This is a genomic window from Mucilaginibacter sp. 3215 (genome assembly GCF_050433785.1).
GTDB lineage: Bacteria > Bacteroidota > Bacteroidia > Sphingobacteriales > Sphingobacteriaceae > Mucilaginibacter.
Genome location: NZ_JBNPWO010000001.1, coordinates 421,375 through 433,409, shown reverse-complemented (window position 1 = coordinate 433,409; position 12,035 = coordinate 421,375). Strand labels below are relative to the sequence as shown.

11 protein-coding genes are annotated in these 12,035 nt (G+C 42.4%); 5 read left to right on the top strand and 6 right to left on the bottom strand.

Annotated features, from left to right (window positions below):
- Positions 1 to 61 precede the first annotated feature (61 nt).
- From ABIC84_RS01970 to ABIC84_RS01955, 4 genes are all read right to left on the bottom strand, one after another.
- Positions 62 to 1,168 carry a hypothetical protein gene (locus tag ABIC84_RS01970; protein WP_426586800.1) on the bottom strand — a complete coding sequence of 369 codons (1,107 nt, stop codon included), beginning with the start codon at positions 1,166 to 1,168 and terminating at the stop codon, positions 62 to 64.
- 106 nt (positions 1,169 to 1,274) lie between these two features.
- Positions 1,275 to 2,090 (bottom strand): hypothetical protein, encoded by an 816-nt coding sequence (locus ABIC84_RS01965; RefSeq protein ID WP_429262512.1) that lies wholly within the window; start codon positions 2,088 to 2,090, stop codon positions 1,275 to 1,277.
- Positions 2,091 to 2,119: 29 nt separating this feature from the next.
- The gene (locus ABIC84_RS01960; protein ID WP_429262511.1) at positions 2,120 to 3,676 is read right to left on the bottom strand and encodes a phosphatase PAP2 family protein; all 1,557 of its coding nucleotides are present in this window, start codon (positions 3,674 to 3,676) and stop codon (positions 2,120 to 2,122) included.
- Between the two features lie 30 nt (positions 3,677 to 3,706).
- On the bottom strand, positions 3,707 to 4,639 hold the full coding sequence (locus ABIC84_RS01955; protein WP_208102495.1) for a transporter: 933 nt from the start codon (positions 4,637 to 4,639) through the stop codon (positions 3,707 to 3,709).
- Positions 4,640 to 4,667: 28 nt separating this feature from the next.
- Here ABIC84_RS01955 and ABIC84_RS01950 point away from each other — a divergent pair, with 28 nt between their 5' ends.
- Positions 4,668 to 4,829, top strand: coding sequence for a hypothetical protein (locus ABIC84_RS01950; protein ID WP_373613370.1), 162 nt, complete (start codon positions 4,668 to 4,670; stop codon positions 4,827 to 4,829).
- 68 nt (positions 4,830 to 4,897) lie between these two features.
- Here ABIC84_RS01950 and ABIC84_RS01945 read toward each other — a convergent pair whose 3' ends face one another.
- Positions 4,898 to 5,449 (bottom strand): hypothetical protein, encoded by a 552-nt coding sequence (locus tag ABIC84_RS01945; protein WP_373613369.1) that lies wholly within the window; start codon positions 5,447 to 5,449, stop codon positions 4,898 to 4,900.
- 162 nt (positions 5,450 to 5,611) lie between these two features.
- Here ABIC84_RS01945 and ABIC84_RS01940 point away from each other — a divergent pair, with 162 nt between their 5' ends.
- The 4 genes from ABIC84_RS01940 to ABIC84_RS01925 all read left to right on the top strand — a co-directional run bounded on the left by ABIC84_RS01940 (position 5,612) and on the right by ABIC84_RS01925 (position 8,963).
- A complete protein-coding gene (locus ABIC84_RS01940; RefSeq protein WP_429262510.1) occupies positions 5,612 to 6,172 on the top strand; it encodes a YeeE/YedE family protein in 561 nt (186 codons plus the stop codon).
- Position 6,173: 1 nt separating this feature from the next.
- Positions 6,174 to 6,584 (top strand): DUF6691 family protein, encoded by a 411-nt coding sequence (locus ABIC84_RS01935; RefSeq protein WP_429262509.1) that lies wholly within the window; start codon positions 6,174 to 6,176, stop codon positions 6,582 to 6,584.
- Positions 6,585 to 6,643: 59 nt separating this feature from the next.
- The gene (locus ABIC84_RS01930; protein ID WP_429262508.1) at positions 6,644 to 7,228 is read left to right on the top strand and encodes a TlpA family protein disulfide reductase; all 585 of its coding nucleotides are present in this window, start codon (positions 6,644 to 6,646) and stop codon (positions 7,226 to 7,228) included.
- 187 nt (positions 7,229 to 7,415) lie between these two features.
- Positions 7,416 to 8,963 (top strand): alpha-N-arabinofuranosidase, encoded by a 1,548-nt coding sequence (locus tag ABIC84_RS01925; RefSeq protein ID WP_429262507.1) that lies wholly within the window; start codon positions 7,416 to 7,418, stop codon positions 8,961 to 8,963.
- 310 nt (positions 8,964 to 9,273) lie between these two features.
- On the opposite strand, the gene ABIC84_RS01920 is transcribed toward ABIC84_RS01925, so the two are convergent.
- Entirely contained in the window at positions 9,274 to 11,850 is a 2,577-nt protein-coding gene (locus ABIC84_RS01920; RefSeq protein WP_429262506.1) for a phosphoenolpyruvate carboxylase, read from the bottom strand.
- Positions 11,851 to 12,035: the final 185 nt, after the last annotated feature.

Below are 12,035 nucleotides of genomic sequence, written 5' to 3'. Positions count from 1 at the left end.
TAAATGATTGGTTAAATAAAGCCGGGGATTCACGCCCGGCTTTAATCGACAAGCCAATTCTCTATTTAATTCTAAAAGTTACTCCTACGTTAATGGCATAATCTGCAAATGCAGCATCACCCTGGGCATAAGTTCCTGTTAAGCGGGTTGTAATTTTATCCGGTACACTTTGAGTGCGGTCGCGTTTTAATGCTACAGGAACAAAAGCATAAATTGAAAATGATTTAACACGATAGGTAACGCCGGGCTCGGCAGAGATGATATATCCAGGCCTGCGGAAGCCATTACTGCCACCTACCAGGTCATGCACGGGCAAGCATTCGTAACGAACACCGGCCGAAAAATCAAACTTGCTGACACCATAACTTGCACCACCGCGGATCATTACCTGGTCGGGCACACTCATTACGTCGCTTCCATTGGCAACCGCCTTGGCACTTGGCGTACCCCCACGGGCCGATGACACACCATTTTGCTCCCTTGGACTAATGAGGTAGTAAAAGCCTCCGTATAAGCCAAACTGATGCGTGAAATTATAATATGTATTAATCTCGGTAGTGATACCGGTGCCGCCATCACCTAACTGGATAGACTGATCAACGGGACCAAGGGTTTTGCCATCATTGGCAGCTGTATGGTAAAAATAATCCTGGTAATTATAGTTTCCGGTTGGCAATTTTATACCCAACCCAACCTGGATATTTCCGCGACGCGCCTTTGCCGGGTTTAGCAGCCATGCATAAGCGGTTAAACGTACATCGCCCAAACCAAATGAATGAGTTTGCAAACGTTCTTTACCGCCATGCTCATATAATGATGAACGGCTGTTGTCAACTATCGGCAAGTCCACAGCAAACGACCAACGGTTATTGAATATGCGGGTTAAAGTAAGATCCTGCGTATATGAATGATTAATTACATTAGTTCCCTGCGCAATACGTTGTTTTTGCTCTTTGGTACCCACAAAATGTTTATAAGAACGAAAATACCGGTTATTACTGTTTAACAGCCAGCTACCGCTATTGGTAATACTATCGGGATGTTCATCCATAGTACATAGGCCACCCGTACTTCTGATGGCAACACAGCCTTGTGCGTTTACTTTTGCAAAGGTTGTAAATATGATGATCGTTATAACGCCAATAAATTTCAGGACCGGTTTTTTCATAGTGTTATTAAAAGTGTTGGTTTGCATTTGCAATTGTTTGGTTAGTAAGTTTATAGGGCAGGGTAATTTTCACCCTGTTCAGTAGATATTTTTTTGTTTTGATGATTTAGCTTGCTCTTAAATGTGAGGTATGTTTAAAAGGCCAAAGTATAGATCCGGCAGGGGCTTTCTTAAGTGCAAACCATAAGGCCAGCAATATACCATAGCTCCCGCCACGTTCTATCCACTCAAACATTTCGTATTTGGGATAAAAGAGCTCGCTGGATATTTTCCATATAATAAAAACGAGGAGTATATTTTTAAAAGGACGAATAAGCACTGTTAACGCAGCCAGCACCTCAAACAAGCCAACAAACTGAGCCGTTTTAGCCGGATCGGCAAAACCAAGCGTATGGTATTGATTTAATAAACCTTGCTTTTGGATAAGGTTGAGCCAGCCATGGCCTATTAGCAGCAAAAATGCAAATACCCTTAACCAGGTAATAACTTTAGCCAGGGCTTCGGCATTTATACTAACATTATCATCCATACGGGCAATCCATTGTTTTTTACCTAAGGGGAACCCTCCCTGTACCAGCAGTAAAGTAAACGGTGCACCGTAATTGCCGGCCCGTTCAATGAACTCAGCAAAAGGTTCGCCCGATAATGGGCGCATAGATGCAGTAGCCAGTCCCCAAACCACCAGCCATGCAGCTATGGCACGGGTTGGGTAAAACAGCATAGAAATCCCCATCAATATATCAACGGTACCTACATATGGCATCAGGGTATAGGCCATTTCTTTACCTATTCCAAAAACACCAAAGTAGTTACACCAGGTCTGCTTGGTGATAATTCCAAAAGCACCATGCCCAATGAAACACATAATCACCGCAAGGCGAAGTGTGAAATATATCTTTTGATCCTTTGTTAAGCTGCGCATTGTTTATTCGTCCTCAAATCAACATCCTGTTATTTCGCGTCTGCCCTATCAGCCTTCCCTCTGTTAACTGCGTACTGGCCAACTTTATTTCCGGTTACCAAACCAACTTCGCAGTCGCTACGATAGTGAATAGCCCCATACAACCTCGACATAGCCGCCGCATGCGCCATATCGGTAAATTTACTCCCCCTATCAGGCAGCAAATAGGTTAGTACAGTAGCAGCCGCACCGCTAAAGTTAGAGTGACCTGACGTATACGCCGGAAAATTTGGTACGCCGGTTAATGTTTTGATATTTGGGTTAGCCTGCGACGGGCGCTGGTTAAAGTAAAAATATTTAGTATCCCAACATACAATAGCGGCGTCCATTTCGGCCATATTCAATAATGCAAAGTTACGTGCCCAGCGTACTTCGCTGTAATTTTGTTTTACAAATTCATCAGCTGCAATAGCGTTCCAGTGACCTGTAGGCGTATAAGTACCGGCACCATCGGCCCAGAAAGCAACCAGCTCTTCATGATCGCGGCTATGGTCTTTACTGAATGACAATACTTCTTCTGTTTCTTTTTTAAACTCGGCCGAATTTGTTGCGTACGGAGCCGGAGGTCTGATTGCAGCTACAGTAGTCGAGTCGAACAAGAAAGGCGCAACTTTTGAAAACAACGGCAGCATCGGTGGCCTTTTGGGGGTTTCCAGGCTTACCCAAAATTGCTCGCCTTTGGCAGCGGTGATGGTTTCAAAGCTTTTCCATATAGCAGGAGAACCGCCGGCTTTGCCTGCCCCGTCGTTACGGGCGCGGGTGGCAAATATGGCAGCTACCTGCCTGCCTAACGATTCGCCGGCAGCAAATTCGCCACGGGTATTAGCTCCTGATGCCATCCTGTATAATCTTTCTTCATCAACCTTTTGTTGTATATAGGCTACATCCGCAGGGAATAATAATTTCATGATCTCAGATGTCGCACCAGATACTACCGCGTCCTCGCTTGGGTACGAAGGCAGGTCGGATGCCGGGATCAGTGCTTTAACACCCGAGTCGTTTTTATATGGTGCCGTACGTTTATAAACGTTTTTGAAATGCCATGCAGCTATCAGCGCATCATATTGTGCAGCACTTACATAAGCGTAGGCACGCGCAGCATAAGGCGGGTTTGAAAACGGAAACTCCGGGTAATTAAAAGGGTTGGCCGAGTTTGGTGCCGGGTAAGTGCCATCAGGGTTCTGGTACGGCGGTATATTATGTTTGGCCACCAGTTCGCGCAAAATCTCATTCCATCTTAATACAGAGCCCGCGCTCCAATATTGGATCTTTGACTGCTGATCGCTGGTTAGGTTTTTCTGTAATCCTTTGATCTCGTTCAGATCGGCTACATAGGCCGGTGATGTAACAGCATCAGGCGCGGCTACGTTCAACACACTAAAATCTTTAACCAGCACGGGGTTCCAGGTATCGGCAGTAAGATCCAGGTTTGAGGGTTTAAGCGCCGGGTATAACGCAGTGCGGTCTAAAATATCTTTCCTGCACGAACTAAACGTTGCCGCTGCCAACGTTGTAATTGTAAATATATTAAGTATAGTTTTTTTCATTTTATTGATCATTGATTGTCCAACCGCTAATTACTTCTCTTTTTTGGTGCTAAATACATAATACACGCCTGCAAATCCCGACCGGGTTTGGCCTACATTACGTCCGTTTAAAACATAGTTACCGCCTGCAGTAAACTCAAGCCCGCTGATAGACTGGAAACTGTATTTCAATATTAAACCAACAGCGGTGCTATTCATGCGGTTACTTGGAAAAGGCATATCGTTTTTACGGATATCAAAGCCGCTTGTACTTGTAATTTTTGTAAAAGTGGCCTCGGCATTAAATTTAAGGCTGCGGTAGCCGCTGCTAAACATAAAGTTGGTAGCGTTTGGTAACTGCACCTCGTTAGTGTAATGCATTTCGGTAGTGTAGTACGAATTTCTGTCGATAGTAATATTATCGCGGCGAATGTACTGACCTGAGCCAGCCACAAAGAATCTGCCTGTCTGATAGTTAAGCAAGGCGCGTAAGGCCACGCTTTTGCTGTGCAAACCTACAGACAGGGGTAAAAAATCGGCTTGATAATTGGCTAAAGGCAATGAACCCGTAGCTATAGCATGAACGCTAAACAAACCACTGCCTATCTCCTCTTTTACGGCCATCCATTTAAACGAAACCATAAGATCCTGGAATGACTTTTCGCCTCTTAAAGTACCGGCCGAAGCGTTAGTAGTTACATAAGGAACCATGAATAGCAGGTTGATCCGGTTTGAAAGACCATAATTACCACCCAGGCTGTAAACATTGGTACTCACTGTGCCCAAATTTGGATTGTCCCGTTTAAAAGTACCTTCCCAGTAATGGTCCCAACTCCCATGGGTATATACTGCGGCAGCACAAAAATAATTTTTAGGGATCATCAATGCATCAGCATCGGTTTGGGCTTTGGCACATTGCGCAACAGCCAATAAAAAGGAAACTACAATACAACATCTGTAAAAATACAGCGACATAAATTTCATTACGTTTAAATAAAGGGTATAACTAAAAATGGTAAAACAAAAGCCGGATCAACATTATCAACTGAAATCGCTTAACCACCGATTTGTTGATAATACATCAGCATTAAGAAGCATGATCAAAGCTGTAAACGAAACTGTTGTACCTAAAATTAACAGCACAGTTGTTGTGCAGGTTCAAACAACAAAATGATAAAAAAAGCTTTGTGTCCTTAAGAGCAGGCACAAAAATCAATTTAACTCATAATTTACAGGCAATAATCAGCAGGCAGAGTTTGGCGGTTTGCCGGGCGACTCGATGAAGGGTGAATTTACATGGTAGGCTATAGGGCGTGGTTTTACCTTTAATGTCCTTCCGTAAGATAAGAATTGATAATGCATAACCTGGAAGCTGTATTCGCCCCCGGCGTTTATCTTTTTTTGCGATGAATCATGCCCCTTTTTACTTAAAGGCACATCGCTTATTTCTTTAGCAATAATGAGGTTTGCATTAACCAAACGGGTTTTAACACTATTGGCTATACAAATAAATGACATGGTATCCTGCGTAACCTTATAACGCAGGTAATTGTAGTAAACACCTTTTAATTGCAGTTGCCCCTGATCATGGACATAGCCACTCCAACTGTGAATTTTGGGAAGATGTACAGGAATCTTGATCTCTACAAGTTTGGTAGCGTCAACCTTATTTTCATAGATCTGCTTAACAATTTGTACTTCGGACCGGTGAATAAAATACTCAAATACTAAACTATATCCGCCCAAATTGAACAGATGTACATTTAATAAGAGTATCGCTATAAGCTTCTTCACCAAAAGAAATTTTGTCAGGGTATATAATTGCCAGTAAATATATGTAACAATATTGTTAAAACAAATAAAAAGTAAAATTGTATCAAACACAGTTAAACGCCAGCCTAATTAGTATTTTGCCAATTTACATTAGATATATTTGCGGGTATTAACCTGTAAACTATGGATGTGATAACCCAACCCTGGCCCTGGTATGTAGCCGGCCCGCTGATAGGCCTTGTTGTACCTGCCCTGCTTATTATCGGGAATAAAACTTTTGGTATCTCATCATCACTGAGGCATATCTGCGCGGCATGCATTCCGGCTAATATTTCCTTTTTTAAGTATGATTGGAAAAAGGAAAGCTGGAACCTGTTTTTTGTTGCCGGCATCGTTTTAGGAGGCTTCATATCCGCGGAATTTTTATCAGCCAATCACCCGGTCGATATTAATCCGCAAACCCACGCTGTGTTGCAGCAACAGGGCGTTAAGGATTTTAACGGATTACTGCCAAAAGATGTTTTTAGCTTCGATCAGCTCCTTACCTTAAGAGGTTTTATTTTTATGGTGATCGGCGGTTTTTTGGTAGGCTTTGGCACCAGATATGCCGGCGGCTGTACATCAGGCCATGCCATTATGGGCATTTCCAACCTGCAGTGGCCATCCCTTGTGGCGACATGCTGTTTTATGGCAGGCGGCTTTATCATGACTTGGTTTATTTTACCCTACCTATTACATTTATAATATGCACAATATCAAATACCTGTTTGCAGGCCTCCTTTTTGGCATAGTGCTGGTGAAATCAGAAGTGATATCGTGGTTCAGGATCCAGGAAATGTTCAGGCTGCAATCGTTTCATATGTATGGTATCATTGGCAGTGCTATTATTGTAGGAATGATCTCTGTTATGATCATTAAACGCTATAAGATCAAAACCCTTACCGGCGATGCCATCGTTATCCCCAACAAAAAATTTAATTGGGGCAATGTATATGGCGGGTTGATATTTGGTTTAGGCTGGGCAGTCACAGGCGCCTGCCCCGGTCCTCTGTTTGCGCAGATCGGAAGCGGCTTTTTGGTTACTTCGGTTACGCTTTTAAGCGCTATTTTGGGGACCTGGGTTTATGGCCTGCTCAGAGAAAAATTACCACATTAAATTAATTTCATGCAAAGGCGCAAAGCAGCAAAGAATTTACAAGCCCTTAATATCAATTCATGATCCAACGAAAAAAGATCCCGGTTTCAAATATTTTCAACATCCTCATTATGGCATTGGCATTGTTGATAATTTTTAACCCAAATTCAAAAGGCTATCTGATCAGGGGATTGATGTCGCTGGGTTTTTTCCAGCCCGATCCCGGAGGGTACGCTAAGCATCACGAAAATGTTGCCAATGTACCGGATATCCAGTTTAAAGATGCAACCGGTAATAACATATCGTTAAGCACCTTAAAATCTAAACTGGTATTTATAAACTATTGGGCTACCTGGTGCCCTCCCTGCATCGCAGAAATGCCTAAAGTAAATGAACTCTACAAAAAATTCAGGAACGATCCAAAAGTTGCCTTTCTTTTGGTTGATGTAGATAACGATCTGCCTAAAGCCAAAGCCTTTATGCTTAAAAACAGGTACGACTTACCTTTATATATACAAGAGAGCAATGTACCCGGCACTTTGTTAGATGGAACTATCCCTGCTACCCTCGTATTTGATAAAGAGGGCAAGCTTATTTATAAACACGCCGGCGCGGCAGATTATAGCAGCGAACAGTTTGAAGAGTTTATTAAGAACCTTGATTAGCTTGATTAAAGGATTTCATGATAATCTGAATCTTGCAGGTTAACCGCTGGCTTCGTTTCCAGCCTGCTTATAATTCAAGAAAATCCTCCAATCCTATTAATCACGGTTCTTTTTTATTGTTATTTCAACACTTATTCTCAAAATTTTTCTTTTCTTTACTGCACAATTAGTTAAATCCTAAGTTTCAATGAAAAAGAACCCGTTTTTACACCTCGGCGTTATCGCTTTGTCCTTATTGAGCTCGGCATCCTTCGGGCAAACAGGTACACTTAATATCAGTACCGATTCAAAAACAACCATTAGCAAGCACATTTACGGCCAGTTTGCCGAACACCTTGGCCGTGGCATTTATGGAGGCTTTTGGGTTGATAAAAATCTTCCTGTAAAAAAACAGGACCGCATCAGGCTTGATATTGTTGATGCCCTCAAAAAGATAAAGATTCCTAACCTGCGCTGGCCCGGCGGCTGCTTTGCCGACGAATATCACTGGCGCGATGGTATTGGTCCGGCTACCGCACGCCCACGCATGGTAAATACCAATTGGGGCGGTGTTACCGAAGATAATAGCTTTGGCACGCATGAGTTTTTGGAACTTTGTGATTTACTGGGTTGTGAGCCTTATATTGCCGGTAACGTTGGCAGCGGCACGGTTGACGAAATGTCGAAATGGATAGAATATCTTAACTCAAACAGCAGCAGTACGGTAGTACAGGAACGCAAAAAGAATGGGCATCCGGCTCCTTATAAAGTAACATTTTGGGGCGTAGGTAACGAAAGCTGGGGTTGCGGCGGCAATATGACACCTGAATATTACTCCGACCTTTTTAAACGATACGCTTCATTCGCTAAAGATTACCCCGGCGCCAAATTAAATAAAATAGCCAGCGGACCGAATGCAGATGATTACCGCTGGACGGAGGTTTGCATGAAAAACATTTCGAGCGGGATGATGGCAGGTTTATCGTTGCATTATTATACCATACCAACAGGTAATTGGGGCAAAAAAGGTTCGGCAACTAACTTTGACGAGAAAGAATACTTTAGCACTATGGTAAACTGCCTTAAAATGGAGGAACTGGTTACCAAACATTCGGCCATTATGGATAAATATGACCCGGATAAAAAAGTGGCCCTCGTTGTTGACGAATGGGGCATCTGGACCGACCCGGAACCCGGCAACTGGGGTGTTCTGTATCAGCAAAATAGCTTGCGCGATGCTTTAATAGCAGGCACAACGCTTAATATATTCAATAACCATAGCGACCGTGTTAGAATGGCTGCACTTGCACAAGCCATCAACGTACTGCAGGCGTTGATATTAACTGATAAAGAAAAAATGGTGCTAACGCCTACCTACCATGTATTTGATATGTATAAAGTGCACCAGGATGCCAAATATCTGCCCATTAAGTTGAGCGTACCTGATTACAAAGTTGACGGCAAAAAGATTGAAGCTGTAAATGCATCTGCTTCGCAGGATGCGGCCGGCAAGGTACACATCTCATTAGTTAACCTTGATCCGCACAATACCATTACTATTACAACCGGCCTTAGCGATGTAAAATGGCAAACCGTTAGCGGCCAGGTATTAACTTCGGCTAAATTAACCGATATTAATACATTTAAAGATGCCAACAAAATTCACCTTAACGCTTTTACCGGCGCTAAAAAAGACGGTGACAAACTGGTAGTAAGTCTGCCTGCAAAATCAATCGTAACACTCGAATTGAAATAAAATTCCTTTCCCTAAATACAAATGAGGCTGCATCAAATACAAATGATGCGGTCTTTTTTTTTGCATATAAAGCAATTGAACAAACACGGATAACCAACCTGTTAGTTTTAAGCTTTACGTATTCTGCTTTTAATTTTATAATGGCTCCCGGTTTTTTCTTTAAGTTGAGGACAGTGGCTTTTCAGATCAAAAGTTAAAACCTTTGAAAAAGTTTTTAACACCGCCCATCATGATCATATAATTAAATCAAAAAAAATCCACCTGCTATTGCTAACAGGTGGATGGGGATATAAATTAAAACAATAAACTCTTAAGCCAAATTGCGCCCGGCATTTACAATACCGTAAACCGTACGGATCACCAATTTATTATAAACATCATTAAGCTCAGTATCCTTTTCATAATTGATACATTGCAGGGCGTAGTGCTGAATGATCACCAGCGGTAACACTATTTTTTCGCGAATAGCGATAGAACGCCGTTCAACCGGGTATTCTTCCATCAGTACAGTGCTACCGGTTAGTTCAAGAAGCATTTCGCGGGTGAGGATAAACTCATCACGAAGCATTTTCCAGAAGGCGCCAAATTTTTCATCCTGTTCCAGGTACGCTGTAACCCTGAAGTCCGACTTCGACATCGACATCATACAGTTATCCAGCATAGTTTTAAAAAAGCCTGATGTTTGGTAAAGTTCTTTGATCTCGTCCCAGCCGCCGGTTTCTTTAACTTGTTTAAGTGCTGTACCTACACCATAAAAACCGGGGATACTTTGTTTTAACTGGCTCCATGAAGTTACAAAGCTGATAGCCCTAAGGTCTTCCAGTTTCAATTGAGCTCCCGCATTACGTTTAGTTGGGCGGCTGCTGATATTAATCCTTGATAATAATTTCAGCGGACTGAATTTTTCGAGGTATTCAACAAACAGCGGATGTGCACGCAGATCGATAAACAGCTTATAGCTTACATCGGCCATTTGCTGAATGAGTTCCTTGTGACGGTAATCCAGCAGATCGTTACGGTTGGGATGCAATGCTGAAATAATACCTGCGTTGATCAGTTGCTCCATATTAAATTGGGCAGTTTCAACAGAGCCGTATTGTGAACTAACGGTTTGCCCCTGTATAGTTAACTGGATATGCTCGTTAGCAATCTCTTTACCCATCGACGCATAGAAACGGTGTGTTTTACCACCACCGCGGGCCGGGGGCCCTCCCCTGCCATCAAAAAACGCCAGCTGGATGCCGTATTTACGGGCCATCGCGGTAAGCTCAACTTTAGCTTTATATATTGACCAGTTAGCCATCAGGTAACCGCCATCCTTAGTACTATCCGAAAAGCCAAGCATAATAGTTTGCTGGCTCCCCCTGTTTTTTAAATGTTCTGCATAAAACGGATGTGTATACAACTGTTCCATGATGCCTGCAGCATGTTCCAGATCGTTCACGGTTTCAAACAGCGGCATAAAATCGATGCTTAAGCTGTCTTTTTTCCACCCGCTCCATAAAAACAGGTTAATCAACTGCAAAATATCCGAAGCGCGCTGACAGTTACTGATAATAAAGCGCTGGCACGCCCTTTCACCATTACCCTGTTGAATTTGCTTAACCAACCTAATGGTATCCAGTGTATCGTGGATCATAGCATCTTTTTCCTCTTTAGGGCAAACAAAATCGGCCTCTTTAAAGGTGATGCTCTTTATTTTATCTTCCTCGCTTAGTTCCGAATAACCTTCCGCTACACCTGTGTCAATATTTTTGGTTCCGTATTCAAACACCTTACGTAAAATACGGCTGTCCTGCCTGATATCAAGTGTTGCAAAATAACATCCAAAAAGGCGTACCTTCTGGATCATATCCTCAACAATATTCACGAACAAACCATCGTGATCCCGAAGGATAACTTCTTTTATAGAAAGCAGCAGCTCCAACAGTTCGCCTTGAAGATCAACCGGGGTTAATTGTTCGTTAGCGTTTTTGTAAAACAGCGTTTCCAGTTTAGTCATGGCCTCCTCAACACCACGGAAAGTGATCCGGCGCTTAAGTACCCTGAAATCGCGGTAATAACATCTGAACAGGCGCTGCCTTAAAAAGCTGGCAACTTCTTTAGTGGTTTGGGTTGTTACGTTAGGATTACCATCACGGTCGCCACCTGGCCAAAAACCAAGCTCCAATATCTGGCGGCTTGCAGCGTCGATATCAAACTCCTCTTCCAGTTTTGACTGGATCCCAGATACGGCATGATAAAATATATTTTCCAGGAACCAGGAAAGGCTGATAGCCTCATCAACCGGTGTCGGCGATGTTTTATTAAAAAATGGCGTTTTACCTAATTGCTGCAGCAATACATCAATATTATTGATATCGTTGGTTTTTACAGCTTCAATTAAATCCGTCATGATGCCTAGCACCGTACCTGGATAAAACTGCGTAGGGTGAGCAGTAAGCACCAGGCGTAACGAAAAATCTTTTAATCTTTCACTGATATCCTGCCGACTTTCATCACTGATGGCTGCATGCTGCAACAGGCTTTGCAGGGTACCACTGTCATCAAACTTACCTATTTTATTAAATGACGAATCTTCAATGGCGTCAAATAAAACCACCTGCCGTTCAATGTACTGAATAAACCTAAACATGCGGTTAATCTGCTCGCGATGATCGATATCCGGTACATACTTTTCAAAAAACGACTCGATAATATCTGTCGGCGAATCATGGGTAATAGCGCCTTTCTCACAATGCGAACTAAAAAACGGTAATAAGATCCCTGTATCCTTTACCTGGTAAAACGGAAGTGTTTGAAACAAACTGTTATATAACTCAAATCGGGTAACAACCTCGTTATTGAAGGCTGCTTCTCTTTGGCTGAGTTTTAACGTTGGCGACATAGTAAAAAATTAAATTGAGGTAAAATTGATTGGTTTAGCTTTTGGCCTTTTCCGGGGGGTGAATTTACTGATCTTTAATTTAATTTCATCAAAAAGTAAATATTTATTAACGCAAATCTTCAATTAATGCCATTTTTATCAAAAACAGATACATAAATTAAAATTATGTAAATTTGAAACGTCAT